This is a genomic window from Pseudomonas sp. PSE1(2024), assembly GCF_050990555.1.
Taxonomy (GTDB): domain Bacteria; phylum Pseudomonadota; class Gammaproteobacteria; order Pseudomonadales; family Pseudomonadaceae; genus Aquipseudomonas; species Aquipseudomonas aphyarum.
Map to the genome: position 1 here is coordinate 2,290,505 of NZ_CP158967.1, position 26,150 is coordinate 2,316,654.

General features: G+C 58.4%; 29 protein-coding genes and 1 tRNA gene. 22 read left to right on the forward strand and 8 right to left on the reverse strand.

Annotation, left to right across the window (positions count from 1 at the left end):
- Positions 1-83 precede the first annotated feature (83 nt).
- Both ABTV87_RS10375 and ABTV87_RS10380 read left to right on the forward strand, forming a co-directional pair.
- Entirely contained in the window at positions 84-449 is a 366-nt protein-coding gene (locus tag ABTV87_RS10375; RefSeq protein ID WP_433899430.1) for an SPOR domain-containing protein, read from the forward strand.
- Between the two features lie 86 nt (positions 450-535).
- Positions 536-1,438, forward strand: a complete 903-nt coding sequence (locus ABTV87_RS10380; RefSeq protein WP_221534604.1) for a siderophore-interacting protein — start codon at positions 536-538, stop codon at positions 1,436-1,438.
- Between the two features lie 54 nt (positions 1,439-1,492).
- Here the strand turns inward: ABTV87_RS10380 and ABTV87_RS10385 are convergent, their stop codons facing one another.
- The 3 genes from ABTV87_RS10385 to ABTV87_RS10395 form a co-directional block, all read right to left on the reverse strand.
- Complete coding sequence (locus ABTV87_RS10385; RefSeq protein WP_007956001.1) at positions 1,493-2,182, reverse strand: endonuclease; 690 nt, start codon at positions 2,180-2,182, stop codon at positions 1,493-1,495.
- A 4-nt stretch (positions 2,183-2,186) separates the two neighbouring features.
- A complete protein-coding gene (locus tag ABTV87_RS10390; protein ID WP_371857356.1) occupies positions 2,187-2,456 on the reverse strand; it encodes a DUF1654 domain-containing protein in 270 nt (89 codons plus the stop codon).
- 186 nt (positions 2,457-2,642) lie between these two features.
- Complete coding sequence (locus ABTV87_RS10395; RefSeq protein WP_007956004.1) at positions 2,643-3,731, reverse strand: asparaginase; 1,089 nt, start codon at positions 3,729-3,731, stop codon at positions 2,643-2,645.
- Positions 3,732-4,080: 349 nt separating this feature from the next.
- Here ABTV87_RS10395 and ABTV87_RS10400 point away from each other — a divergent pair, with 349 nt between their 5' ends.
- The 8 genes from ABTV87_RS10400 (at position 4,081) to ABTV87_RS10435 (ending at position 11,705) form a co-directional block, all read left to right on the forward strand.
- Positions 4,081-4,530 carry a hypothetical protein gene (locus ABTV87_RS10400; protein ID WP_085607839.1) on the forward strand — a complete coding sequence of 150 codons (450 nt, stop codon included), beginning with the start codon at positions 4,081-4,083 and terminating at the stop codon, positions 4,528-4,530.
- Between the two features lie 197 nt (positions 4,531-4,727).
- Positions 4,728-5,684, forward strand: a complete 957-nt coding sequence (locus tag ABTV87_RS10405) for a sugar ABC transporter substrate-binding protein (RefSeq protein WP_433899431.1) — start codon at positions 4,728-4,730, stop codon at positions 5,682-5,684.
- A gap of 55 nt (positions 5,685-5,739) precedes the next feature.
- Positions 5,740-7,293 (forward strand): sugar ABC transporter ATP-binding protein, encoded by a 1,554-nt coding sequence (locus tag ABTV87_RS10410; protein WP_433899432.1) that lies wholly within the window; start codon positions 5,740-5,742, stop codon positions 7,291-7,293.
- Positions 7,290-8,267 carry an ABC transporter permease gene (locus ABTV87_RS10415; protein ID WP_007956013.1) on the forward strand — a complete coding sequence of 326 codons (978 nt, stop codon included), beginning with the start codon at positions 7,290-7,292 and terminating at the stop codon, positions 8,265-8,267. Before ABTV87_RS10410 ends, ABTV87_RS10415 begins: the two co-directional genes overlap by 4 nt.
- Positions 8,268-8,270: 3 nt before the next feature.
- On the forward strand, positions 8,271-9,290 hold the full coding sequence (locus ABTV87_RS10420; RefSeq protein WP_433899433.1) for a LacI family DNA-binding transcriptional regulator: 1,020 nt from the start codon (positions 8,271-8,273) through the stop codon (positions 9,288-9,290).
- A 23-nt stretch (positions 9,291-9,313) separates the two neighbouring features.
- Complete coding sequence (rbsK, locus tag ABTV87_RS10425) at positions 9,314-10,231, forward strand: ribokinase (protein ID WP_433899434.1); 918 nt, start codon at positions 9,314-9,316, stop codon at positions 10,229-10,231.
- Positions 10,228-10,632, forward strand: a complete 405-nt coding sequence (rbsD, locus tag ABTV87_RS10430; RefSeq protein ID WP_007956017.1) for a D-ribose pyranase — start codon at positions 10,228-10,230, stop codon at positions 10,630-10,632. The genes rbsK and rbsD overlap by 4 nt, the downstream gene beginning before the upstream one ends.
- A 44-nt stretch (positions 10,633-10,676) precedes the next feature.
- Entirely contained in the window at positions 10,677-11,705 is a 1,029-nt protein-coding gene (locus ABTV87_RS10435) for a nucleoside hydrolase (RefSeq protein WP_085607831.1), read from the forward strand.
- A 33-nt stretch (positions 11,706-11,738) separates the two neighbouring features.
- Here ABTV87_RS10435 and ABTV87_RS10440 read toward each other — a convergent pair whose 3' ends face one another.
- Positions 11,739-11,951 (reverse strand): hypothetical protein, encoded by a 213-nt coding sequence (locus ABTV87_RS10440; RefSeq protein WP_007956023.1) that lies wholly within the window; start codon positions 11,949-11,951, stop codon positions 11,739-11,741.
- Between the two features lie 128 nt (positions 11,952-12,079).
- Here ABTV87_RS10440 and ABTV87_RS10445 point away from each other — a divergent pair, with 128 nt between their 5' ends.
- Both ABTV87_RS10445 and ABTV87_RS10450 read left to right on the forward strand, forming a co-directional pair.
- On the forward strand, positions 12,080-12,385 hold the full coding sequence (locus ABTV87_RS10445) for a hypothetical protein (protein WP_007956024.1): 306 nt from the start codon (positions 12,080-12,082) through the stop codon (positions 12,383-12,385).
- A 167-nt stretch (positions 12,386-12,552) separates the two neighbouring features.
- On the forward strand, positions 12,553-12,870 hold the full coding sequence (locus ABTV87_RS10450; RefSeq protein ID WP_007956025.1) for an I78 family peptidase inhibitor: 318 nt from the start codon (positions 12,553-12,555) through the stop codon (positions 12,868-12,870).
- A gap of 71 nt (positions 12,871-12,941) precedes the next feature.
- On the opposite strand, the gene ABTV87_RS10455 is transcribed toward ABTV87_RS10450, so the two are convergent.
- Entirely contained in the window at positions 12,942-13,154 is a 213-nt protein-coding gene (locus tag ABTV87_RS10455; protein WP_007956027.1) for a cold-shock protein, read from the reverse strand.
- 290 nt (positions 13,155-13,444) lie between these two features.
- Positions 13,445-13,747, reverse strand: a complete 303-nt coding sequence (locus tag ABTV87_RS10460; protein ID WP_085607829.1) for a hypothetical protein — start codon at positions 13,745-13,747, stop codon at positions 13,445-13,447.
- A 372-nt stretch (positions 13,748-14,119) separates the two neighbouring features.
- On the opposite strand from ABTV87_RS10460, the gene thrS reads away from it, so the two are divergent.
- From thrS to ABTV87_RS10505, 9 genes are all read left to right on the forward strand, one after another.
- Positions 14,120-16,042, forward strand: a complete 1,923-nt coding sequence (thrS, locus tag ABTV87_RS10465) for a threonine--tRNA ligase (RefSeq protein ID WP_007956031.1) — start codon at positions 14,120-14,122, stop codon at positions 16,040-16,042.
- Positions 16,042-16,593, forward strand: coding sequence for a translation initiation factor IF-3 (gene infC, locus ABTV87_RS10470; protein ID WP_170929410.1), 552 nt, complete (start codon positions 16,042-16,044; stop codon positions 16,591-16,593). Before thrS ends, infC begins: the two co-directional genes overlap by 1 nt.
- A 60-nt stretch (positions 16,594-16,653) precedes the next feature.
- Positions 16,654-16,848 (forward strand): 50S ribosomal protein L35, encoded by a 195-nt coding sequence (rpmI, locus tag ABTV87_RS10475; protein WP_002553160.1) that lies wholly within the window; start codon positions 16,654-16,656, stop codon positions 16,846-16,848.
- Between the two features lie 30 nt (positions 16,849-16,878).
- A complete protein-coding gene (gene rplT / locus ABTV87_RS10480; protein WP_007913489.1) occupies positions 16,879-17,235 on the forward strand; it encodes a 50S ribosomal protein L20 in 357 nt (118 codons plus the stop codon).
- Positions 17,236-17,344: 109 nt separating this feature from the next.
- Complete coding sequence (gene pheS / locus ABTV87_RS10485) at positions 17,345-18,361, forward strand: phenylalanine--tRNA ligase subunit alpha (RefSeq protein WP_011333387.1); 1,017 nt, start codon at positions 17,345-17,347, stop codon at positions 18,359-18,361.
- A 26-nt stretch (positions 18,362-18,387) separates the two neighbouring features.
- Positions 18,388-20,766 carry a phenylalanine--tRNA ligase subunit beta gene (gene pheT / locus ABTV87_RS10490; protein ID WP_085607825.1) on the forward strand — a complete coding sequence of 793 codons (2,379 nt, stop codon included), beginning with the start codon at positions 18,388-18,390 and terminating at the stop codon, positions 20,764-20,766.
- Between the two features lie 3 nt (positions 20,767-20,769).
- Positions 20,770-21,072 carry an integration host factor subunit alpha gene (gene ihfA, locus ABTV87_RS10495; RefSeq protein WP_002553164.1) on the forward strand — a complete coding sequence of 101 codons (303 nt, stop codon included), beginning with the start codon at positions 20,770-20,772 and terminating at the stop codon, positions 21,070-21,072.
- Entirely contained in the window at positions 21,053-21,409 is a 357-nt protein-coding gene (locus ABTV87_RS10500; protein ID WP_003179985.1) for a MerR family transcriptional regulator, read from the forward strand. The genes ihfA and ABTV87_RS10500 overlap by 20 nt, the downstream gene beginning before the upstream one ends.
- An 89-nt stretch (positions 21,410-21,498) precedes the next feature.
- A tRNA-Pro gene (locus ABTV87_RS10505) sits at positions 21,499-21,575 on the forward strand.
- 144 nt (positions 21,576-21,719) lie between these two features.
- Here ABTV87_RS10505 and ABTV87_RS10510 read toward each other — a convergent pair.
- Both ABTV87_RS10510 and ABTV87_RS10515 read right to left on the reverse strand, forming a co-directional pair.
- Positions 21,720-22,841: a Gfo/Idh/MocA family protein gene (locus ABTV87_RS10510; RefSeq protein ID WP_433899435.1), complete on the reverse strand. Its 1,122-nt coding sequence runs from the start codon at positions 22,839-22,841 to the stop codon at positions 21,720-21,722.
- 119 nt (positions 22,842-22,960) lie between these two features.
- Positions 22,961-23,881: a MurR/RpiR family transcriptional regulator gene (locus tag ABTV87_RS10515; protein WP_085607793.1), complete on the reverse strand. Its 921-nt coding sequence runs from the start codon at positions 23,879-23,881 to the stop codon at positions 22,961-22,963.
- Between the two features lie 321 nt (positions 23,882-24,202).
- Between ABTV87_RS10515 and ABTV87_RS10520 the strand changes: the two genes are divergently transcribed.
- On the forward strand, positions 24,203-26,140 hold the full coding sequence (locus ABTV87_RS10520; RefSeq protein WP_433899436.1) for a bifunctional 5-dehydro-2-deoxygluconokinase/5-dehydro-2-deoxyphosphogluconate aldolase: 1,938 nt from the start codon (positions 24,203-24,205) through the stop codon (positions 26,138-26,140).
- The last annotated feature ends 10 nt before the right edge of the window (positions 26,141-26,150 follow it).

Sequence of the window (26,150 nt, forward strand, 5' to 3'; positions counted from 1 at the left end):
TAGTTTTATGCCGCAATTTGCGGGGCTCGGAAAGTATTCTCGAATGTTAAGATCGCCGCTTTGAGAATTCAGAGGGAAGCGTTGTGCGCAAATTGGTCTGGGTAGTCGCGGCACTGGCATTGGCAGGATGTGGCGAAGGCAAGAGCGTGGATGCGCAAAAGCCGAAACCGGCGGTGGTAACGGCGCCTGCTGCGGTGGGCCCGCAGTGGGATCTGGAAGTGCGCGGTGAAACCCCTCAGGCCGTCAGCGACCTCAGCGGCTGGCTGATCGAGCATGGTTTTGTGGCCAGTGTCATCAAGGACGCCAGCGGCAAGACCCGGATCCTGCTCGGCCCTTTCAATTCGAAGGCTGACGCCGAGGCGCGCCAGGCAGATGTGAACGCCGCATTGATCAAGGCGAAGAAGCAGAACATCGAAACGCTGGTGATCGAGCGCACGGCGACGCAATAAGGGTCCATTCGGCGGAGCTGACTAAAGGGTGTCCCCCGTGATTCGTTTTTCAAGGAGTCACTGAAGATACCCAGAAGGAGCTCCGCATGGCCTCCGCCAATCCTTACAAGTTGTTCGACGTCGTTTTGCGTCACAAGCAGCAGTTGAGCCCGCATCTCATGCGGATCACGCTCTCAAGCCCCACGGTCACCGAGATGGCGACCTGGGCGCCGGATCAGCGAGTGAAGCTGTTTTTTCCTGCCGCAGACGGCTCACCCGCCAAGCTTTCTCAGGGCGAGGGGTGGTACGCCCGTTTCCGCTCGATGCTGATCGATCGTCGCCCGGCGATGCGCACCTACACCATCCGTCATTTGCGCGCAGAGTCAGGTGAAGTCGATATCGATTTTGTCCTGCATGGCGAAACCGGCCCCGCCTCCCGTTGGGCGTTGCGAGCGCAACCTGGCGAGTCGATGCAGATTCTGGCGCCCGACAGCCGATTCTCTGCACAAGAGGCGGGGGGATTTGAATGGAAACCTCCGCAAACGCTCAAGCAACTTCTTCTGGTCGCCGATGCCACAGCGTTGCCGGCCGCCATGGGAATTCTGGAAGAACTGGCGGCACTGGCTGAACCGCCGCAGGCTCAGGCGTTTTTTGAGGTCGACAGTCGTGAAGACATGTTGGCGGTTCCTGACTGGCCCGGGCTTTCGGTGCAATGGCTGATCCGCGATCACGCAGCTGCCGGCACGTTGATGGTGGAAGCCGTGCGGCAGGCGACGTTGCCTGTCGATGCATCGCCGGCGGGGCAGGCGGTCGAGCTGGCGGATGTCGACATTGAAGAAGAGATTCTGTGGGAGATCGCCGAAACGGCCAGCGAGGGATTCTATGGCTGGATCGCTGGAGAATCCACCGCTGTCATGAGTCTGCGCAAGTACTTGATCAAGGAGCGTGGCATCCCGCGCGAGTCGCTCAATCTGATGGGCTACTGGCGTTACAACAAGTCCGGCGGCTGAGCACAAAAAAGGCCTTGAGTTTGTCGCTCAAGGCCTTTTCTTTTGATCAGGATATCAACCGCAGGCTTTCAGGTTCACCGGGCCGACAAATTCGTTGCCGCGTCCCATCACGCACGCCACGCTCTGGTTACGCTGACGTTCCCAGTCTTGCACCGGATAAGTCTTGTCCCAGGCTTCGTACAGTTGCCGATCCTGCTTCGACAAGCGCAAGCCGTATTGTTTGCTCATGTAAAAGTAGGTGCGGGCGATCATGCCGCGGATCGAAGGGCGGGGCATGACCTTCTTCGCCTTGAAGTCGACTTGAGTCAGGCAGGAGCCGTACTGACCCTTTTCGACCGGCAGCCAGCCGTAGCTGAAATTGCTGCGGTCGCCATTCACCTCGCCGATGCTCGGCACCAGGTTGTGAAGGTCGGCTTCGGCTTTCTGATAACTCGGGTCGTAGCGGGTGCAATTCTTGCGACCGCCTTCCTGCCAGCATTGACGCTGATGGCCGAACTGCCACGCGGGAACGATGTGCTCCCATTCGATGCGGGACGCCCGCTTGGCGTTCTTGCGTGGGACATAGCCGCACGCGGCTAGATCGACCTTGTTGCCGGTGTATTTGCACCCGCAATAGAACTCGGTGGATTGTGGTGCGTACAGCTTCCAGGCGACCTTCTTGGCCTCGGTGAATGTACGCGGTGCGCCGGCGTGCGCACCCAGGGAAATGAAAAGCAACAGTACAGCAGCAAAACGCAGAATCATTGAATCAATCTTCCTTCGGCACAACCCAGAAAATCTGTACGCCGCCATCGTCGCGGTAGGCGAGGGTGACGTTGTCGTTCTCGTCGATCTCTTCCAGCAAGCGCTCCCAGTCATCCACCGGCTCGTCCGGAAGGCGGAAGATCAGTGCGGCTTTGGCTTTTTGTGCGGTGGGGGAGTTGATGATTTTTTGAACGCGCATGCCCATGCGTTCGTAAGCGTCAGGAGCATCAGGGGAAGTGGCCACGAGGTTATCCTTATTAAGCTGTACGTGCATACAGTATTTGACTGTAGGCATTTTCGCAACTGCTTAAAATTCAAGAAAATCCTCTGACAGCGGTTTTCCGGTTTTGATGTCACTCAGGTGAAATTTTTCTTTGGAGGAGGCGCAAGCTTCACCCTTCGTCAAGTTGACGAAGGGTGAAGTCAGTGCCCGATCAGGAAAAGATCAGGCGAGGTCAAATCAGTATTCCCAGAACATCCGTTGCAGCTCTTTGCTGTCGTTAGTCTTGGTCAACGCGACCATGGCCAGGATGCGGGCTTTCTGTGGGTTCAAGTCGTGAGCAACCACCCAGTCGTATTTGTCGTCAGGCTGTTCGGCGTTGCGCAGGACAAAACCACCGGCATTGACGTGAGACGAGCGAATGATCTGCACGCCGTCCTTGCGCAGCGCTTGCAGGGTCGGAACCACGCGGGAGGAAACAGAACCGTTGCCGGTACCGGCATGGATGATCGCCTTGGCGCCGGACTGGGCGAGGGCCTTGTAGGCCGTGTCGCTGACATTGCCGTAGGAATAGGCGATTTCTACATCAGGAAGGCTCTTGATGTTTTTGATGTCGAACTCCGAATCCATGGTGTGGCGCTTGGCTGGCAGGCGGAACCAGTAGGATTTGCCTTCTACCACCATGCCGAGCGGGCCCCAGGCGCTTTTGAAGGCTTCGGTCTTGATGTTGATCATCTTGCTGACATCGCGACCCGACTGGATTTCATCGTTCAGAGTCACCAGTACGCCTTTGCCGCGAGCTTCTTTGCTGCTGGCGACGGCCACGGCGTTGTACAGGTTCAGCATGCCGTCCGCCGACATGGCGGTGCCCGGGCGCATGGAGCCGACGACGATGATCGGCTTGTCGGTTTTTTCCACCAGGTTCAGGAAGTATGCGGTCTCTTCCAGGGTGTCCGTGCCGTGGGTAATGACGATGCCATCGACGTCTTTGCTGTCGGCCAGTTCGGAAACACGACGACCCAGTTGCAGGAGGTTTTCGTTGGTGATGCTTTCCGAGGCGATTTGCATGACCTGTTCGCCGCGCACATTGGCCAGCGTACTCAGTTCGGGGATGCCGGCGATCAATTGTTCGATGCCCACTTTCGCGGCCTGATAAGTCGCGCTGTTGGCAGCGCTGGCGCCCGCGCCGGCAATGGTGCCGCCGGTGGCCAATACCACTACGTTAGCCAGTTTGGCCTGGGTTTCAGCTTCTTTTGCCTGGAGGGCGGTTGGCAGGAGCAGGAGGAGGGCCAAAGCGCCCGGAACGAAACTCTTCAAAGCAGATGTCATTATTTTTCTCTCTAGTAGTGAGACGGTGCTGATGCAGGTTCATCTAGATGCGCCCCGGGCCGATCTGAATGCCAGGGGTGCAGGGAGGGAGCAGGATCTGTACCAGTCGTACTGTGCTTGAGAGAAATGTTTAACCTTATGATTTAAATCAAGATTTATTCGAAGAGTGGCTGTGAGCTTCCCTCGCTCATCCGGGTTTCCGAACACGGGATGTTTTCTCGTTCGGCTCACCGAAAAGGACTACGCACCTCGTCCGTAAACTGAACTGGCCGCTTTCCAGATCTCTGCTAAAGAAAACGGCGCGCTGGCCGATGCGCCTTGATAGGGATCCAATTTTTCAGGAGTTCAAATGTCATTGACTATCGGTTTGCCAAATCCCGGCGCGGTCACTATCGGCGGAAAAACGGCCGCGACGATCAATGCCCTGAGCGAGGCGAACGAGCAAGCATCGGCCGAGGCGCTGGGTAAAGACGCGGGCGAAACCAAGGAAGTCAGAACCGGTGGCGGCCCCGTGCAGGAAGAGGCGCCGGCCGAGAGCAGTGGCAATCAAAGCATCACGATAAAAATACTGCTCAAGCGCATGAAGGAATTGCAGCAGCAATTGCAGGAGCAGCAGCAGCAATTGGCTGCCGCGCAGGCAGCGAGTTATCCGACCGAAGAAGCCAAGACGACTGTTGTGATGTCGATTCAGGGGCAGATCGCAGACACCAACGCAGCCCTCATGGAAGTGGCCGGCAACCTGGTTCGTGAGATGGCCAAGGGTTCTGGCAGCGGCGGTGTGATCAACACGACCGCGTAGGAAAAGGGGCGATGACGGTTATTCGCCCTACAAAAAAAGCAGATCTTCAGTCGTTGACAAATGTCGGCAGGATTCGCATAGTTCGGTCTACGCAAACGTTTGCGCGGCCTTCGCGATAGATTGAATTGTCGTGGGGTGCAGCGAGCTTACGCCAGTGCAAGCGTTGCTCACAATAATCATAAGATCGGAGTGAACCCATGAAGCTGCCATTCGCTGGACGTCTTCTTGCTGTCGCCATGCTGGCTGCCGCATCCGCCGCACTGCCTGTCTCTTCGGCTTTCGCCGAATCCCCTGAAAAACCAAAAGTCGCCCTGGTCATGAAATCCCTGGCCAACGAGTTCTTCCTGACCATGGAAGATGGCGCCAAGGCCTACCAGAAAGAACATTCCGCCGATTTCGACCTGATCTCCAACGGCATCAAGGACGAAACCGACACGGCGGGGCAGACGCGCATCGTCGAGCAGATGATTCTGGCGAAGGTCAACGCACTGGTCATCGCACCGTCTGATTCCAAGGCGATGGTGCCAGTGATCAAGAAGGCGGTCGATGCCGGTATCACCGTGATCAACATCGATAACCAACTCGATCCGGCTGTGATCAAAAGCAAGAACATCAGCGTTCCGTTCGTAGGCCCGGACAACCGCAAAGGCGCGCGTCTGGTGGGTGAGTACCTGGCCAAGCAACTGAAGGCCGGTGACGAAGTCGGCATCATTGAAGGTGTCTCCACGACGACCAACGCCCAGCAGCGTACCGCTGGCTTCAAGGATGCGATGGAGGCTGCACAGATCAAGGTTGTCTCCCTGCAGTCCGGTGACTGGGAAATCGACAAGGGCAACAAGGTGGCCGCTTCGATTCTCAGCGAATACCCGGACGTCAAGGCGCTGCTGGCCGGTAACGACAGCATGGCCGTGGGCGCCGTTTCCGCCGTGCGCGCTGCCGGCAAGGCCGGTCAGGTGAAGGTTGTCGGTTACGACAACATCAATGCCATCAAACCCATGCTGAAGGACGGCCGCGTTCTGGCGACTGCTGACCAGTACGCCGCGAAGCAAGCGGTGTTTGGCATCGAGACCGCGCTGAAAATCATCAAGGGCGAGAAAGTCGACAGTGGTGCGAACGGTGTGATCGAAACGCCGGTCGAGCTGGTCACCAAGTAAGTCCACTGGCGACACAATGGCGCTCGTCCGTCCGGGCGAGCGCATGGAGATTTTTATGTCAGTTTCCGCTCCGAACGCTGTCCTCTCGGTCAGCGGTATCGGCAAGACCTATGCGCAACCGGTTCTGACCGGCATCGACCTGACGTTGATGCGCGGTGAAGTGCTGGCGTTGACCGGAGAGAACGGTGCCGGCAAAAGCACCCTGTCGAAGATCATCGGCGGTCTGGTCACACCCACCACCGGCCAGATGCAATTCCAGGGCAAGGAGTATCGCCCCGGCAGTCGCACGCAGGCTGAAGAGCTGGGTGTGCGCATGGTCATGCAAGAGCTCAATCTGCTGCCGACGCTGTCGGTGGCCGAGAACCTGTTCCTCGACAATCTGCCGAGCAACGGTGGCTGGATCAGCCGCAAGCAGCTGCGCAAGGCCGCGATCGAAGCCATGGCTCAAGTCGGCCTCGATGCCATCGATCCGGACACACTGGTCGGCGAGCTGGGTATCGGTCACCAGCAAATGGTCGAAATCGCTCGCAACCTGATCGGCGATTGCCACGTGCTGATCCTCGACGAACCGACCGCGATGCTGACCGCCCGTGAGGTCGAGATGCTCTTTGAGCAGATCGCCCGGCTGCAGGCGCGTGGCGTCTCGATCATCTACATCTCCCATCGCCTCGAAGAACTGGCCCGGGTCGCTCAGCGCATTGCCGTGCTGCGTGACGGCAACCTGGTGTGCGTCGAGCCGATGGCCAATTACAACAGCGAGCAACTGGTCACCCTGATGGTCGGTCGCGAGTTGGGCGAGCATATCGATCTCGGGGCTCGTAATATCGGCGCGCCGGCCCTGACGGTCAAAGGCCTGACCCGCTCCGACAAGGTGCGCGACGTGTCCTTTGAGGTTCGCGCCGGTGAGATTTTTGGCATCTCGGGTCTGATCGGGGCAGGGCGCACCGAACTTTTGCGGCTGATCTTCGGCGCCGATGTCGCGGACAGCGGCACTGTGGCACTCGGTTCGCCGGCAAAAACGGTGAGCATCCGTTCGCCTGTCGACGCGGTGCGCAACGGCATCGCCCTGATCACCGAGGATCGCAAGGGAGAAGGCCTGCTGCTGAGCCAATCGATCAGCGCCAACATTGCCTTGGGCAACATGCCGGAGATTTCCAGCGGCGGGTTCGTCAACAACGGCGATGAAACCAAGCTCGCGCAGCGGCAGATCGACGCGATGCGTATCCGCAGTTCCAGCCCGACGCAGTTGGTGTCGGAGCTGTCCGGCGGCAATCAGCAAAAGGTGGTGATCGGTCGCTGGCTCGAGCGCGACTGTTCGGTGTTGCTATTCGATGAGCCGACTCGTGGTATCGATGTCGGCGCCAAGTTCGATATTTATGCCTTGCTCGGCGAACTGACCCGTCAGGGCAAGGCGCTGGTCGTGGTGTCCAGCGATTTGCGCGAGCTGATGCTGATCTGCGACCGCATCGGTGTGTTGTCGGCAGGGCGCCTGATCGACACGTTCGAGCGCGACAGCTGGACCCAGGATGACTTGCTTGCCGCCGCGTTCGCCGGCTACCAGAAACGTGATGCGTTGCTCAACGAAGCAGCGCCTAGGGACCTCCCATGAAAACTGCATCTTCCGCAGGCAAATCCAGCGGCAATTTCTACGGCCTCGGCACTTACCTGGGCCTGGCCGGCGCGTTGCTGGCAATGATTGCGCTGTTCTCGGTCATGAGCAGCCATTTCCTGTCGTATAACACCTTCAGCACCCTGGCCAACCAGATTCCCGACCTGATGGTTCTGGCGGTGGGCATGACGTTTGTCCTGATCATCGGCGGGATCGACCTGTCGGTAGGCTCGGTACTGGCGCTCGCAGCATCCACTGTCAGCGTGGCAATCCTCGGCTGGGGCTGGAGCGTATTGCCGGCTGCTTTGTTGGGTATGGCCGTTGCCGCGTTGGCCGGCACGGTTACCGGCTCGATTACCGTGGCGTGGCGAATTCCGTCGTTCATCGTGTCTCTGGGTGTGCTGGAGATGGCCCGTGGTCTGGCCTATCAGATGACCGGTTCGCGTACCGCCTACATCGGTGATTCCTTCGCTTGGCTGTCGAACCCGATCGCCTTCGGTATTTCGCCGTCGTTCATCATTGCCTTGCTGGTCATCTTCATTGCCCAGGCCGTTTTGACCCGTACCGTGTTCGGTCGCTACCTGATCGGCATTGGCACCAATGAAGAAGCGGTGCGTCTGGCGGGGATCAATCCAAAGCCCTACAAGATCCTGGTGTTCAGCCTCATGGGTCTGCTTGCCGGCATCGCAGCGCTGTTCCAGATTTCCCGACTGGAAGCGGCCGACCCGAATGCTGGTTCCGGCCTTGAGCTGCAAGTCATCGCTGCCGTGGTGATCGGCGGCACCAGCCTGATGGGGGGGCGTGGTTCGGTGATCAGCACCTTTTTCGGTGTGTTGATCATCTCCGTGCTGGCGGCGGGTCTGGCGCAGATTGGCGCGACCGAGCCGACCAAGCGCATCATCACCGGTGCGGTGATCGTGATCGCCGTGGTGCTCGACACCTATCGCAGTCAACGCGCAAGCCGACGGGGCTGATAAATGGCAACGATCAAGGATGTGGCGGCACTTGCAGGAATTTCCTACACGACCGTGTCCCATGTAGTAAACAAGACCCGACCGGTGAGTGAAGAAGTGCGGCTCAAGGTCGAGGCGGCCATCAAGAGTCTCGACTATGTGCCGAGCGCGGTGGCCCGTTCGCTGAAAGCGAAAACCACCGCCACCATCGGCTTGCTGGTGCCCAACAGCCTCAACCCGTACTTCGCCGAACTGGCGCGCGGGATCGAGGATTACTGCGAGCGTAACGGCTACTGCGTGATTCTCTGCAACTCCGACGACAACCCGGACAAGCAGCGCAGCTACCTGCGGGTCCTGCTGGAAAAGCGCATCGACGGCTTGATCGTCGCCTCGGCGGGTGGCGACAGTGGTCTGGCGCAAGGACTGGCGGGCGTGAAGACGCCGATGGTGATCGTCGACCGTGGGCTCGAAGGCGTGGACGCCGACCTGGTGCGCATCGATCACGAATATGGTGCGTACCTCGCGACGCGGCATCTGCTTGAGCTCGGTCATCGCGACATCGCCACGATCGGTGGTCCGGCCAGTACCAGCGTCGCGCAAATGCGTCAGGCCGGTTTTGCTCGAGCGCTGAAGGAGGCCGGTGTGGAAGTGTTCCCGTCGCGCATGCTGGAAAGCGACTTCACCAGCACTGGTGGTTACAACGCTGCTTCCATCCTGCTTGAGCGCGACCCGCCGAGCGCGATTTTTGCCGGTAACGACATGATCGGCATTGGCGTGTTGCGAGCGGCGGCAGAACGTAACGTGCGCGTGCCCGCCGAGCTGTCGGTGATCGGCTTCGACGATATCCAGATGAGTCGCTACGTATATCCAGCGCTGACGACCGTGGGGCAGTCGATCCTGCAACTCGGCGAGATGGCGGCGGAAGTCTTGTTGCGAAGAATTGCCACCCCGGGTCTGGCGACGGATCAGCGGATCGTGACCCCGAGTATTGTCCTGCGCGAATCGACTGCACCGCTGTCCGGTGTGTTCACCGAATACCGCTGAAACGAATTGAAGAGTAGTGATGTATGTCCGCAAATGTAGTGGTAATAGGCAGCCTGAACATGGATCTGGTCACCCGGGCGCCACGCTTGCCCCGGGGTGGTGAGACGCTGATCGGCCATTCCTTCACGACCGTATCAGGTGGCAAGGGCGCCAATCAGGCGGTGGCTGCTGCGCGGCTGGGTGCGAAGGTGTCGATGGTCGGCTGTGTCGGCAACGATGACTATGGCGTGCAATTGCGCGACGCGTTGCTGGCCGAGCAGATCGATTGCCAGGCGGTCAGCGTGGTGGATGATTCCAGTGGCGTGGCGCTGATCGTGGTCGATGACAACAGTCAAAACGCGATTGTCATCGTGGCCGGTGCCAATGGTTCGATGACCCCGGCGGTCATCGACCGGTTCGATGCCGTGCTGCAAGCGGCCGACGTGATCATCTGCCAACTGGAAATTCCCGATGCCACGGTAGGCCATGCACTCAAGCGCGGACGTGAACTGGGCAAGACTGTCATCCTCAACCCGGCGCCCGCCAGTCGCCCGCTGCCGGCGGATTGGTTTGCCGCCATCGATTACCTGATTCCCAACGAGAGCGAGGCCGCCGCCCTCAGCGGTTTGCCGGTGGACTCGCTGGCGACCGCTGAAAAAGCTGCGGCACACCTGATGTCACTGGGCGCCGGCAAGGTCATCATCACGCTGGGGGCTCAAGGCTCATTGTTCGCCAACGGCACGGGCTACCAGCATTTTCCTGCACCCAAAGTGAAGGCTGTCGATACCACTGCCGCCGGGGACACGTTTGTCGGCGGATTTGCGGCTGCACTGGCGGCCGGCAAAGCCGAGGACGAGGCCATTCGTTTCGGGCAGGTCGCTGCGGCCCTGTCGGTTACCCGGGCAGGTGCCCAGCCGTCCATTCCCACAACCACCGACGTACAGGCATTCAACCCAGCATGAAAAAGACTCCTTTGCTCAATGTCGCCCTGTCGCGGCTGATTGCTTCCCTCGGCCACGGCGACATGGTCGTGATCGGCGATGCCGGCCTGCCGGTACCGCCGGGTGTCGAGTTGATCGACCTGGCGTTGACGCACGGCGTTCCGGATTTCGTCAGCACCCTGAAAGTCGTGCTCAGCGAGATGCAGGTGGAAAGCCACGCACTGGCCAAGGAGATTTTCGACAAGCAACCGACCGCGCTTTCCACGCTGGACGAGCTGAATGACGAAGGCTCACTGGGGCGGCGTGACCTGCTCAGTCACGAGCAATTCAAAGTACTCAGCCGACAGGCACGAGCGATTGTTCGTACGGGCGAATGCCAGCCGTACTGCAACATCGTGCTGGTGTCTGGAGTTACGTTCTAAACAGGGTTCGCCCCTTTTGATTTCATCTGCACAAGGAATGCGCCATGCACCGCTATGCTCAAAAAATGCATCAATTGATTCGGAGTCTGCTGCTTTTGTCCGTAATAACCGCGACCGGCGCCCAGGCGGCGGAAAAAATCGACCTGATCATCGACACCGATCCGGGCGCCGACGACGTGGTCGCCCTGTTGTTTGCCCTGGCCTCACCGGAAGAACTGAACATTCGCGCGTTGACCACCGTGGCCGGCAATGTGCGTCTGGACAAGACTTCGCGCAATGCGCGGTTGGCCCGTGAGTGGGCAGGGCGGGAAGAGATTCCGGTGTACGCCGGCGCGCCGAAACCGCTGATGCGCACGCCGATCTACGCCGAAAACATCCATGGCAAGGAAGGCCTGTCGGGTGTCACCGTGCACGAGCCGAAAAAAGGCCTGGCCAAAGGCAATGCGGTCAACTACCTGATCGACACCCTGAAAAAAGCCAAGCCGCACAGCATCACCATCGCGATGCTCGGCCCGCAGACCAATCTGGCTCTGGCGCTGATCCAGGAGCCGGAGATCGTTCAGGGGATCAAGGAAGTGGTGATCATGGGTGGCGCCCACTTCAATGGCGGCAACATCACGCCAGTGGCCGAATTCAACCTGTACGCCGATCCGCAAGCAGCGGAAGTGGTGCTCAAAAGTGGCGTGAAACTGACTTACCTGCCGCTGGACGTGACCCACAAGATCCTGACCAGCGATGCGCGCCTGAAGCAGATTGCGGCGCTGAACAACAATGCGAGCAAGATTGTCGGCGACATCCTCAACGAGTACATCAAAGGCGATATGGAGCACTACGGCATTCCGGGTGGCCCGGTGCATGACGCCACCGTCGTGGCTTATCTGCTCAAGCCTGAGCTGTTCACTGGCCGGTCGGTAAATGTGGTGGTCGACAGCCGCGAAGGCCCGACCTTCGGCCAGACCATTGTCGACTGGTATGACGGCCTCAAGGCGCCGAAGAACGCCTTCTGGGTGGAGAACGGCGATGCCCAGGGCTTCTTCGATCTGCTGACCGAACGTCTCAAACGTCTGAAGTAAGCCATATGCCCGCAGGTGCCAGCTTGCGGGCTTTTACTCCCTCTCGGTGTCCGATGTGCCTTTGAAGTCATCGGGATACTTCTCGAACAGCTGGGCGATGAACGATTGCGCGCCCTGTGTTCCCAGCGTCTTCACCAGCAAGTCAATGCTGATCAATGCCAATTCCTCCGGACTGCCCGGGCTGTAAGAACTGTGCCCTTGTGGCCAGGTGGCCTTGATGTCGGCGGTAATGCTTACGGTGGTCATGGCAAGGCTCGGTCGCGGGATCGGAGTCTTGAGTTAACCACTTTGCCGAGCGTTTGGCACTGCGACTTAGGCATGAGCGCAGGGCTATGCGACACTTGGTCGTTTCCGCAAAAAACAAGGATTGCGCTGTGCAGATCGATTTGAATAGTCCCGACGGCCTGACCCTTGATGCTGTCCGCCGGATGCTGGCGTCGGCCAGTGATGACGAACACACCCAACTGCGCGTGACCAAGGGCGGGATTGCCTATATCTCTTCGGGTGTCACTGGCGGTCAGGACATCGATGGCCTGCTGTTTCGTCTGGAGACCTGGGCAAAAGGCTCGGGATACGTGGGAAATGTCGCAGCCAGCGACGAAGTCTGGGTCATGCAGATTTTTAATGCGCTCAAGGACAACTGGCCGAATCCGCCTTACGACTACATTGATGTCTACTGAGCGTCATTAATATTCAGTGACGTTTTACGGGGTGATGCTTCAGGTGTTGCTCAGGCACACTCGGCGTTTTTCCGATCGTGGGGCAGGGTGATAGCACTCACCGTGAAACCAAACGCCGTATTGGCGGTCGCACGATCTCTGCTCAAAATTGAAATAAGGAGGCTTCAATGCCTTGGAAGTTCGCGTCACTGGGTGCACTGATGGCCGTTGCTCTGTTGGCTGGTTGCTCTACGACCTCCAGCGAGTCGCAGAAGGAACCCGTGGCGACTGAGGCCGGACATGGTCGTTGTGAAGCATCGGCAGCGGAGTTCGCTCTCGGCAAGAAAGCTTCGCCGGAGCTGTTGGAGCAGGCACGCAAGAAAGCCGGTGCGCAGAACGCCCGCTTCCTCAAGCCTAATGACATGATTACTTTGGAGTACCGTTCCGATCGCCTTAACCTGAATACCGATCAGAACCTGGTGATCACCCGCGTCAACTGCGGCTGAGCCTTCGGGCTTTTGTTTCACCCATAAAAAACCCCGTCACATGGACGGGGTTTTTTTAGTGCGCCGGGAAATTACTCTGGGCGAACTTGTGCAGCTTGCATACCCTTTTGGCCTTTCTCAGCCACGAAGGAAACGGTCTGGCCTTCTTTCAGGCTTTTGAAACCGTCAGTTTCGATAGCTTTGAAGTGTACGAACAGGTCGTCACCGCCACCTTGAGGAGTGATGAAGCCGAAGCCTTTTTCATCGTTGAACCATTTAACGGTGCCGGTTTGGCGATTAGACATGGTGTATCTCCAAGAAACATATATTTTCAGTAGTACTGTGCTGCTCAGGCCAACTGGGCACACCGGGGTATCATAGTCGAAATGTTCGCTTTGGTAGCCCCCCGGACGTGCTGTTTGCCAATCAGTCGTGTTTTCTTTACTGCCTGTTTCGGCTGGAGGCCCCGGTTTATAAGGCCTCGAGCGAAAAATAAAGACAACAAAAAAACCTGTAAAACCTGCATAAATCGTACGAAAAGGCCTGATTCAGATGCTTTTCAGCAGTGCTGGGGGCAGTGAAAAGGCCTGTTTCATCATTTTTTCGCCGGGGTATTGGCCTTGCATTTGGCAATTTGCCCCAAGGCTTTCTGTTGCAGTTCAGGCGTGGCCTTGTTGTCCATCAATGCCTGAATGTCGCTGGCCGGGTAGGACTTGATGGCATCGGCACCGCACGCGCAGTGGGATTTTGCGGCAGCGGCACCGATTTGCGGAGTGGCCGCCTGGGTGCACTGAGCCATGTATTTCTCACGCTCGCCCTTTGGCCAGTCAGCGTGGGCGCTCAGCGGCAGCAGCAAAACGAGGGGGACGACTGCAGCAAGCAGGGTATTAAGACGCATGCGAGGATGCTCCTTGTGGGTCAATGTCTTGTTATCTGAGGGCTCAAAGGCCGATCAAGTTCAGCACTCTGGCATAAAACAGACGATTTGCCTCTCGGTAAAAACCAGAGTGCATCGGTGACCGTTCATCTGTGCTAGCATGCCTGGCTCGGGCGTTCGCAGGCTCCGGATGACCTTCAGTCCCGGTAGCGGCAGTGCACGAATTTTCTGATTTGAATCCCAGTCACTCTGGTTCGGTTTTCCGGTTGGCCGCAAGGCTCCTGCCGCTGTAAGGCAGGCGTTCGTCATTGAATGGCCTGGATCGGATCTTGTACTGGCTCATCCCAACCCACGTGACCTTTGGTAGGGGTCACCACTAGGAGAGGAGGCGCCATGCCAACTATTACTCTTCCCGACGGCAGTCAACGTTCATTCGATCACCCGGTTTCCGTAGCCGAGGTCGCCGCATCCATTGGTGCAGGTCTGGCCAAGGCCACCGTGGCCGGCAAGGTCAACGGCAAGCTGGTCGACGCCTGCGATATCATCGACAGCGACGCGACGCTGCAAATCATCACGCCAAAGGATGAAGAGGGGCTGGAGATCATTCGCCACTCTTGCGCCCACCTTGTCGGCCATGCGGTCAAGCAGCTGTACCCGACTGCAAAAATGGTCATCGGGCCGGTTATCGACGAAGGCTTCTATTACGACATCGCCTTCGAGCGTCCTTTTACTCCGGACGACATGGCGGCCATCGAACAGCGCATGCAACAGCTGATCGATACAGAATATGACGTCATCAAGAAAGTCACTCCGCGTGCCGAAGTGATCGAAGTGTTCAAGGCCCGTGGCGAGGACTACAAGCTGCGTCTGGTCGAAGACATGCCGAACGAGCAGGCCATGGGCCTGTACTATCACGAAGAATACGTCGACATGTGCCGCGGTCCGCACGTGCCGAACACCCGCTTCCTGAAATCCTTCAAGCTGACCAAGCTGTCCGGCGCCTACTGGCGCGGTGATGCCAAGAACGAGCAATTGCAGCGCGTTTACGGCACTGCCTGGGCAGACAAGAAGCAACTGGCTGCTTACATCCAGCGTATCGAAGAAGCTGAAAAGCGCGATCACCGCAAGATCGGCAAGCGCCTGGGCCTGTTTCACACCCAGGAAGAAGCGCCGGGCATGGTGTTCTGGCACCCGAATGGCTGGACGCTGTACCAGGTACTCGAGCAGTACATGCGCAAGGTGCAGCGCGACAACGGCTATCTCGAGATCAAGACGCCGCAAGTCGTTGACCGCAGCCTGTGGGAGAAATCCGGGCACTGGGCCAACTACGCCGACAACATGTTCACCACTGAGTCGGAAAGCCGCGACTACGCCATCAAGCCGATGAACTGCCCTTGCCACGTGCAAGTGTTCAACCAGGGCCTGAAGAGCTACCGTGAGCTGCCGATGCGTCTGGCTGAGTTCGGTGCCTGCCACCGTAACGAGCCGTCGGGTGCGTTGCACGGCATCATGCGTGTGCGCGCGTTCACTCAGGACGACGCCCACATCTTCTGTACCGAAGAGCAGATGCAGGCTGAATCCGCTGCGTTCATCAAGCTGACCATGGATGTTTACCGCGACTTCGGCTTTACCGATGTCGAGATGAAACTGTCCACTCGTCCGGAAAAGCGCGTCGGTTCCGACGAGCTGTGGGATCGCGCCGAAGCAGCCCTGGCTGCAGCCCTTGATAGCGCTGGCCTGCCGTACGATCTGCAGCCGGGTGAGGGTGCGTTCTACGGTCCGAAGATTGAATTCTCGCTGAAAGATTGCCTCGGCCGCGTGTGGCAGTGTGGTACCTTGCAGCTCGATTTCAACCTGCCTGTGCGTCTGGGGGCCGAATACGTCTCCGAAGACAACAGCCGCAAGCATCCGGTGATGTTGCACCGTGCGATACTCGGTTCGTTCGAGCGTTTCGTCGGGATTCTGATCGAGCACTACGAAGGTGCATTCCCTGCGTGGCTGGCGCCAACCCAGGCAGTGATCATGAATATCACTGATAAACAGGCAGATTTCGTCGCTCAGGTCGAAAAAACTCTCAACGAAAGCGGGTTTCGTGCCAAGTCCGACTTGAGAAATGAAAAGATCGGCTTTAAAATCCGCGAGCATACTTTGCTCAAGGTTCCATATCTCTTGGTTATTGGGGATAAGGAAGTCGAGATGCAGACTGTCGCTGTGCGTACTCGTGAAGGTGCTGACCTGGGCTCGATGCCCGTCGCCCAGTTCGCTGAGTTTCTCGCGCAAGCGGTTTCCCGGCGTGGTCGCCCAGATTCGGAGTAATTATTATTAAGCGTGAAATGAGACAAGATAAACGAGCTGCACCGAAAGCCCCGATCAACGAGAATATCTCGGCACGCGAGGTTCGGTTAATTGGCGCTGATGGCGAGCAGATTGGCATCGTCTCGATTGATGAAGCGCTTCGTATTGCTGAAGAAGCAAAGCTTGATCTGGTAGAAATCTCTGCAGACGCAGTCCCACCGGTTTGCCGGGTGATGGACTACGGCAAATCGATCTTCGAAAAGAAGAAGCAGATTGCTGCGGCGAAGAAAAACCAGAAGCAGATTCAGGTAAAAGAAATCAAGTTTCGTCCAGGGACGGAGGAAGGGGATTACCAGGTAAAACTGCGCAACCTGGTACGTTTCCTGAGTGACGGGGACAGGGCCAAGGTATCCTTGCGATTCCGCGGCCGTGAGATGGCCCACCAGGAGCTGGGGATGGAACTCCTCAAGCGGGTTGAAGCTGACCTGCTCGAGTACGGTTCGGTCGAACAGCATCCTAAGATGGAAGGACGCCAGCTGATCATGGTCATCGCCCCGAAAAAGAAGAAGTAATCAACAGGGCACGGCAGGCCTTCTGATTATGTTTATCAACTGAATGCGGAGTATCCGAACATGCCAAAGATGAAAACCAAAAGTGGTGCTGCTAAGCGGTTTCTGAAAACTGCTAACGGTATCAAGCACAAGCACGCTTTCAAGAGCCACATCCTGACCAAAATGTCGACCAAGCGTAAGCGTCAACTGCGCGGTAGCAGCTTGCTGCATCCGTCTGACGTGGCAAAAGTCGAGCGCATGCTGCGCCTTCGTTAATTTTTGGATCAAGAATAGAGGAAGTAACTCATGGCTCGTGTAAAGCGTGGCGTCATTGCCCGTAAACGTCACAAAAAAATTCTGAAACTTGCTAAAGGCTACTACGGCGCACGCTCCCGCGTATTCCGTGTTGCCAAGCAAGCGGTAATCAAGGCAGGCCAATACGCCTACCGTGACCGTCGTCAGAAAAAACGTCAGTTCCGCGCTCTGTGGATCGCTCGTATCAACGCTGGTGCTCGTGTTAACGGTCTGTCCTACAGCCGTTTCATCGCTGGCCTGAAAAAAGCGTCCATCGAGATCGACCGTAAGGTTCTGGCTGATCTGGCAGTGAACGAAAAAGCGGTGTTTGCTGCGATTGTCGAGAAAGCTAAAGCCACCTTGGCTTAAGTACCCCCGACAATCACCCGGCCCCACCTCCGTGGGGCCAGGTGGTAAACGTCTTAAATAGGGGAAGAGCCTTCAAGCTCTTCCCCTATTTTGTATCTGGAGTCTGTACATGGAAAACCTGGATGCGCTGGTCTCTCAAGCACTAGAGGCTGTGCAAAGCGCTGAAGATATCAATGCCCTGGAGCAAATCCGGGTTCAATACCTTGGCAAAAAGGGTGAATTGACTCAGGTGATGAAGACCCTGGGGAATTTGCCGGCAGAAGAGCGTCCGCAGGTCGGCGCCCTGATCAACGTTGCCAAGGAACGTGTTACAGGCGTTCTCAATGCGCGCATGGCTCTGTTTGAGGAAGCCGAACTGGCTGCCAAACTGTCTGCCGAATCCATTGACGTGACCCTGCCGGGCCGTGGTCAGACCTCCGGTGGTCTGCATCCGGTAACCCGGACTCTGGAACGTATCGAACAGTTCTTCACTCATATCGGCTACGGCATTGCCGAAGGCCCTGAGGTCGAAGACGACTATCACAACTTCGAGGCGCTCAACATCCCAGGCCACCACCCGGCCCGGTCGATGCATGACACCTTCTATTTCAACGCCAACATGTTGCTGCGCACCCATACCTCGCCGGTACAGGTCCGCACCATGGAATCGAAAAAGCCGCCGATCCGCATCGTCTGCCCAGGCCGTGTGTACCGCAGCGACTCCGATATCACCCATTCGCCGATGTTCCACCAGGTCGAAGGCCTGCTGGTCGATCGCGATATCAACTTCGCCGACCTCAAAGGCACGATCGAAGAGTTCCTGCGGGTGTTCTTCGAAAAAGAACTGGCCGTGCGTTTCCGTCCTTCGTACTTCCCGTTCACCGAGCCTTCCGCCGAAGTCGACATGGAATGCGTCATGTGCAGCGGTAAAGGCTGCCGTGTCTGCAAACAGACTGGCTGGCTGGAAGTGATGGGCTGCGGCATGGTTCATCCGAACGTGCTGCGCATGTCCGGGATCGATCCGGAAGAGTTCTCGGGCTTTGCCTTCGGCATGGGCGTTGAGCGTCTGGCCATGCTGCGTTACGGCGTGAACGACTTGCGTCTGTTCTTCGACAACGACTTGCGGTTCCTCGCGCAATTTCGCTAGTCGTAACGAATTCTTAGGAGAGCAGGATGAAATTCAGTGAACAATGGCTGCGTGGCTGGGTCAGCCCGCAGGTAGATCGCGACGCGCTGGTTGCACGTCTGTCGATGGCCGGTCTTGAGGTCGATAGCGTTACGCCGGCCGCCGGTGTTTTCAGTGGCGTGGTCGTGGGCGAGGTGCTGAGCACCGAGCAGCACCCCGATGCCGACAAATTGCGCGTATGCCAGGTCAGCAACGGCGCGGAAACTTTCCAGGTCGTGTGCGGTGCGCCAAACGTGCGTCCGGGCCTGAAGATTCCGTTCGCGATGATCGGTGCCGAGCTGCCGGGCGACTTCAAGATCAAGAAGGCCAAGCTGCGCGGCGTCGAGTCCAACGGCATGCTGTGCTCGCAATCCGAGCTGCAGGTCGGTGAAGGCAATGACGGTCTGATGGAGCTGCCGGCCGATGCGCCGGTAGGTGAAGATTTCCGTGTTTATCTGGACCTGGAAGACGCCAGCATCGAAGTCGATCTGACTCCGAACCGCGGCGACTGCCTGTCCCTGGCCGGTCTGGCCCGTGAAGTCGGCGCGCTGTACGACGCTCCGGTCACTCGCCCGGTAGTGATGACCGTTCCGGCTGTGCACGATGAAGTGCGCTCGGTAGAAGTCCTGGCACCTGCTGCCTGCCCGCGTTACCTGGGCCGTGTCATCCGTAACGTTGACCTGTCCAGGCCGACGCCGCTGTGGATGGTTGAGCGTCTGCGTCGCGCCGAAGTCCGCAGCATCGACGCCGCCGTCGACATCACTAACTACGTGATGCTCGAGCTGGGCCAGCCGCTGCACGCCTTCGATCTCGCCGAAATCAATGGCGGCATCCGTGTGCGCATGGCGGAAGAGGGCGAGAAGCTCGTACTGCTCGACGGTCAGGAAGTCAGCCTGCGTAGCGATACGCTGGTGATCGCCGACCACACTCGCGCTTTGGCCATTGCAGGCGTGATGGGTGGCGAGCACAGCGGTGTTTCCGCGACCACTCGCGACGTATTCCTTGAAAGTGCGTTCTTCGACCAGATCGCTGTCGCGGGCAAGGCTCGTTCCTACGGTCTGCACACCGACGCTTCGCACCGCTACGAGCGTGGCGTGGACTGGCAACTGGCTCGTGAAGCCATGGAGCGCGCCACTGGCCTGCTGCTGGAAATCACCGGCGGCGAAGCCGGCCCGATCATCGAGACCGTCAGCGAGCAGCACTTGCCGTCGATCGCGCCGATCACCCTGCGTGCTCAGCGCATTACCCAGATGCTGGGCATGGAAATGGATTCGGCCGAAGTCGAGCGTCTGCTCAACGCTTTGGGTCTGAAAGTTTCCGCCGACGGAGCAGGACAGTGGCGCGTAGAAGTGCCGAGCCATCGCTTCGATATCAGCCTGGAAGTCGATCTGATCGAAGAGCTGGCACGTCTGTACGGTTACAACCGCTTGCCGGTTCGTTACCCGCAAGCTCGTCTGGCGCCACAGGCCAAGGCCGAAGCGCGCAGCGATCTGCCGGAACTGCGTCGTCTGCTGGTTGCACGTGGTTACCAGGAAGCGATCACTTACAGTTTCATCGATCCGAAGCAGTTCGAGCTGTTCAACCCGGGCGTGGAGCCGCTGCTGTTGGCGAACCCTATCTCCAATGACATGGCCGCCATGCGTTCGTCGCTGTGGCCGGGTCTGGTCAAGGCGTTGCAGCACAACCTCAACCGTCAGCAGGATCGTGTTCGTCTGTTCGAGAGCGGTCTGCGCTTTGTCGGTCAGCTGGAAGGTCTGAAGCAAGAGCCGATGATCGCCGGTGTGGTATGCGGCAGCCGTCTGCCGGAAGGCTGGGCGCAAGGTCGCGATACCGTGGACTTCTTCGACGTCAAGGCTGACGTAGAAGCGGTGCTGGGCTTTGCAGGTGCGCTGGATCAGTTCACTTTTGCACCGGGCAAACACCCTGCACTGCATCCGGGCCAGACCGCGCGCATCGAACGGGAAGGGCGTGAAGTCGGCTTTATCGGCGCGATTCACCCTGAGCTGTCGAAATCCCTGGGTCTGGACCGTCCGGTCTTCGTCTTTGAGCTGGTCCTGGCTGAAGTCGCTCTGGGTAAAATGCCGAAATTCCACGAGTTGTCGCGCTTTCCTGAAGTGCGTCGTGACCTGGCACTGATTGCGCACAAAGACGTTGCAGCCTCGGCTGTACTGGACGTAATCCGTGAAAATGCAGGCGAATGGCTGACAGACCTCAGGCTATTTGACGTGTATCAGGGTAAAGGCATTGATCCTGATAGAAAAAGCCTCGCAGTCGGCTTGACCTGGCAGCATCCATCGCGCACTCTTAATGACGATGAGGTGAATTCGACGACGCAAAATATCCTCACCTCGCTCGAACAAAGGTTGAACGCCACGTTAAGGAAGTGACGTATGGGGGCTTTGACGAAAGCTGAGATGGCGGAACGTCTGTATGAAGAGCTGGGCCTGAACAAGCGGGAAGCCAAGGAATTGGTTGAACTGTTTTTCGAGGAAATCAGGCACGCTCTTGAAGACAACGAGCAGGTCAAATTGTCGGGTTTCGGCAATTTCGACCTTCGGGACAAACGCCAGCGGCCTGGCCGCAACCCGAAAACGGGGGAAGAAATCCCGATCACGGCTCGCCGTGTGGTCACCTTTCGTCCAGGGCAGAAGTTGAAGGCCCGAGTTGAGGCTTATGCTGGAACCAAGTCATAACGACGAACTACCCGTCATCCCGGGCAAACGCTACTTCACCATCGGTGAAGTCAGCGAGCTGTGTGCGGTAAAACCACACGTGCTGCGCTACTGGGAGCAGGAGTTTCCTCAACTCAACCCCGTCAAACGCCGCGGAAACCGCCGGTATTATCAGCGCCAGGACGTGCTGATGATCCGGCAGATCCGCGCGCTCCTTTACGATCAGGGGTTCACCATCGGCGGCGCGCGCCTGCGTCTGTCCGGCGATGAAGCCAAAGACGACACCACTCAATACAAGCAAATGATCCGCCAGATGATCGCCGAGCTCGAAGATGTTCTGGTGGTTCTCAAGAAATAATTTCCTGCTTTTAAATACTTCCAGTTTTCAAAAGCTTGCGATATATTCTTGAGCGTTCTTCGAGATGGAGAACGAGTTTCAAACCTAGTCGGGGCGTAGCGCAGTCCGGTAGCGCACTAGCATGGGGTGCTAGGGGTCGAGTGTTCGAATCACTCCGTCCCGACCATATAATTCAATGACTTAGCCCAACTTTAGCGAGTTGGGCTTTTTCATGCGCAGGGACTTTTGCAGGGGATCCCAGTTTCCTCTTCAGTAAATTCAGACACTCAAGCCGATCATCCCCGATCGGCTTTTTTGTGCCCACACAAAACTAGCCAGTGATCTCACGGACAGACACCCAGCGCCGCTCCTCAGCCGCGACCCGAATCGCCGTCGCCAGCCTCTCAACTTCAAATGCCTCTTCAAAATCAGTCCCGGTTTGCCCGTTCCCCGCCAACGCCATGATCAGCTCATGCACTTCCAGTGTTTTAAGCTCGTTGTAACCCAGTTGATGTCCCGGCGCCGGGCTGAATGCTGCGTAGCCGGGCAAGTCCGGTCCTGCGAGTAAACGCTGGAAACCACCCTGGCCGGCGCGACACAGGCGTAGCTCGTTCAAACGCTCCTGATCGAACGCCAGGGTGCCTCGGGTGCCGCTGATTTCGAAGCTCAGATGATTCTTGTAGCCATGCTTGAGCCAACTGCTGCTGAAGGTGCCGCGTGCGCCGCTGGCGAAGCGCAACAGCGCATGGGCCTGATCGTCGACCGCAATGCGGCGTTGTTCCTGGCTGCCGGTTGTGGCCGGGCGTTGGCCATGGACGGTCTGGGAGTCGGCACACACCGCTTCGACATCACCCATTAGATAGCGCGCCATGGCGAGCAGGTGACTGCCCAGATCTGCCAGGGCTCCACCGGCATGTTCGGGTTCGCAGCGCCACGACCAGGGGGAGGCTGGATCCGTCATGAAATCTTCGCTGAATTCACCTTGAAAGCTGATGATCTCGCCGAGTTCGCCACTCAGGATCAGCTCGCGTGCCAGGCCGATGAGCGGGTTGTGTTGGTAGTTGTAGCCGACCCGGGTGACGACGCCGGCATGCTTCGCCGCCACGTGCATGGCATGAGCTTGTTCAAGATTCACCGCCAATGGCTTTTCGCAGTAAACCGGTTTGCCGGCAGCAAGAGCGGCCATGGCCATCGGGTAGTGCAGGTGATTGGGTGTGGTGATGGCGATGAGGTTGACCTTGGGGTCATCGATCAATCGCTGCCAGTCGCCATGGGCCTGCTCAAAACTCCAGGCGGTGGCGCAGGCTTGTGCGCGTGCGGGATCGGCGTCAGCCAGGGCGGCCAGGCGAAGGGTGAAGGGCAGTTCGAATGCCCCGCCAACATTGCGAAAGGCCAGGGCGTGGGCGCGCCCCATGAAGCCCGTGCCGATAAGGCCGATTCCGAGTTCACGCATGACAGGATCCTTTGAGTTCTTGTTTTCAGAGATCCTGTTTATAGAATAAATATTCCCTACGTTCAAATAATGGAATAAATATTTTGAATTGCGCGTTTGCGGGGATGACGGTGTTCCGGTCAGTCCTCGAACCCGACTTGCTCGTGAATCTCGTCCACCTTCAACTCCAGTCGATAGGCCACGGCGATAAACAGCGCCTGGCACAGGCACAAGGTCGCACTCAGAGAACGGAACGCAAACGAACTGCCTTCGTTGACCAGCAGCAGGGTGTTGGCGCGTTTGGCCAAGGGCGAGAGATTGCTGTCAGTGATGATCAGGGTTTTCGCCTGATGGTGTTGGGCGATGCGCAGGCAGTGCTGGGTTTCCTTGCCATACGGCGTGAAGCTGATGGCGATCACCAGGTCATTGGCACGCACGCTGCGCATCTGCTCGCGATAGCTGCCGCCGAGGCCCGAGACCAGGTGGATGCGCTTGTTGGTATGTTGCAGGTTGTAGACCAGATAATCAGCCACCGCGAACGAGCGGCGCACGCCGACCACGTAGATATTGTCGGCATTGACCACCAGATCCACGGCTTTTTCGAAGGCCTGGTCATCCAGTTCCTGGCCCAGGCGTTCGATGCCCGACAGGGTGGCGTCGATGCACTCGCGGGCCAGGTCGCCGCCGCTGGCTTTCTGCGACTTGTTGGCGATCATGCTGCGAATGCGCTGCTGGTAGTTCTGTACCGGCGTGGCTTTGTGGGTATACGCCTCGCGGAACAGCGCCTGCATTTCACTGAATCCGCTGAAACCGAAACGCTGGGAAAACCGCACGATGGCCGACGGATGCACTTCGCACTCGCGGGCGATGTCGCTGATGCGGTCGACCATGATCCGGTCGCTTTGCTGGCTCATGTAACTGGCGATGCGTTTGAGCTGGCGCGGCAGGCTTTCGTATTCAGTGGTGATGAGCTGCAGCAGACGCTCGGCATTGATCGGGGGGCTGGCAAGATCGCTCTCGGGCGTGCTCTCGGCGGTAGCCGGCTGATCGGTGCGGGACATAAATAATCCTTCTGGCTTGTTCTCGGCTTGTACTTATAGCGACGGCGGTTCGTCTCGTCCCAGGACAATAGGTTGGCTGTGCGCAGTCTACAGGCTCGGCCCCGACAAAATCTTGGGCTTGCGCCAGCGCGATGCCTGCTGAAACGATGCACTGCGTCTGGAGCGCCTGCACTGAAGTTTATTGGAAAAAATATTCCACGTGAAAAATAATTGGAATATTTATTGATTGTTCGATCCGGCTCGTTTTAGTCTGCATCCACCAAGAGTGTCCGGCGCGGTCACCGCGTTGGGTACAGGCTGATAAAAATAACAGGAGCCAGCATGGGCCAGACTCGTTTTGCCAGTGGACGTCAATTGGATCTGATTTGCCTCGGACGCCTCGGCGTCGACCTCTATGCGCAGCAAGTCGGGGCACGGCTGGAGGATGTGAGCAGCTTCGCCAAATACCTCGGCGGCTCCTCCGCCAACATCGCGTTCGGCACCGCCCGGCTGGGGCTCAGGTCGGCGATGCTGAGCCGGACCGGCGACGATCACATGGGGCGTTTCCTGATCGATTCGCTGGCCCGTGAAGGCTGTGATGTCAGCGGCATCAAGGTCGATCCGGAGCGTCTGACCGCCATGGTGCTGCTCGGTCTCAAGGATCGGGAAACCTTTCCCCTGGTTTTCTACCGTGAAAATTGCGCCGACATGGCGTTGCGGGCCGAAGACATCAGCGAAGCCTTTATCGCCTCCAGCAAAGCCTTGCTGATCACCGGCACCCATTTCTCCACCGACGGCGTCTACAAGGCGAGCACCCAGGCGCTGGACTACGCCGAAAAGCACAACGTCAAACGGGTGCTGGACATCGACTACCGTCCGGTCCTGTGGGGGCTCGCCGGCAAGGCGGACGGCGAAACCCGTTTCGTTGCCGATCAGAACGTCACCCAACATGTGCAACAAATCCTCCCGCGCTTCGACCTTGTGGTCGGGACGGAGGAAGAGTTTCTGATGGCCGGCGGTTCAGAGGATTTGCTCACCGCGCTGCGCAATGTCCGACGATTGAGCGCGGCAACCCTGGTGGTCAAGCTCGGCCCGCAAGGTTGCACAGTGATCCACGGGGAGATTCCACAACGTCTTGAAGACGGCGCGATTTATCCCGGCGTGCGAGTCGAAGTGCTGAACGTGCTGGGCGCCGGCGATGCGTTCATGTCGGGTTTCCTCAGCGGTTGGCTGGAGGACGCAAGCGACGAGCGTTGCTGCCAGTTGGCCAATGCCTGCGGTGGACTGGTGGTGTCGCGTCATGCCTGCGCGCCGGCGATGCCGACCCGTGCCGAACTGGATTACCTGTTCAGCAGCCCGGTGCCGATTACCCGTCCGGATCAGGACGTCACCCTGCAACGCCTGCATCAGGTCAGTGTGCCGCGCAAACAGTGGAAGCAATTGTTCATCTTTGCCTTCGACCATCGCGGGCAATTGGTGGAACTGGCCCAGAAGGGCGGACGCGACCTCGGCGCCATCGGCGAACTCAAGCAACTGTTCATCAAGGCCGTGGAGCGGGTCGAAAGCGATTTGCGCGAGCAGGGCATCGAAGCCGATGTCGGGCTGCTGGCGGATCAGCGTTTCGGCCAGGACTCGCTGAACGCCGCGACCGGCCGTGGCTGGTGGGTGGCGCGGCCGGTCGAGGTGCAGGGTTCGCGGCCGCTGGCCTTCGAACACGGGCGCTCGATCGGCAGCAACCTGATCGCCTGGCCGCAAGAACAAATCATCAAATGCCTGGTGCAATTCCACCCGGACGACGAACCGATGCTGCGCCTGGAGCAGGAAGCGCAGATCAAGGCGCTGTATCAGGCGTCACAAGTCAGCGGTCACGAACTGCTGCTGGAAATCATCCCGCCCAAGGATCACCCCTCACCGCATCCCGACGTGTTGTATCGCGCGCTCAAACGCCTCTACAACCTGGGCATCTATCCGGCGTGGTGGAAGATCGAAGCGCAAAGCGCCGAGGAATGGCAACAGCTCGACGAACTGATCCAGGCACGCGATCCCTATTGCCGAGGCGTGGTGCTGCTGGGCCTGAATGCCCCGGCGTCAGCGTTGGCCGAAGGCTTTCAACAGGCCAGTCAGAGCCAGACCTGCCGCGGGTTCGCCGTGGGCCGGACGATTTTCCAGGAGCCGAGCCGCGCCTGGCTGGCCGGGGAAATCGACGATGAGACGCTGATCCGCCAGGTACAGAGCACCTTTGTCGAACTGATCGATGCCTGGCGTACGGCCCGGGCCTGAGCCGCGGTTG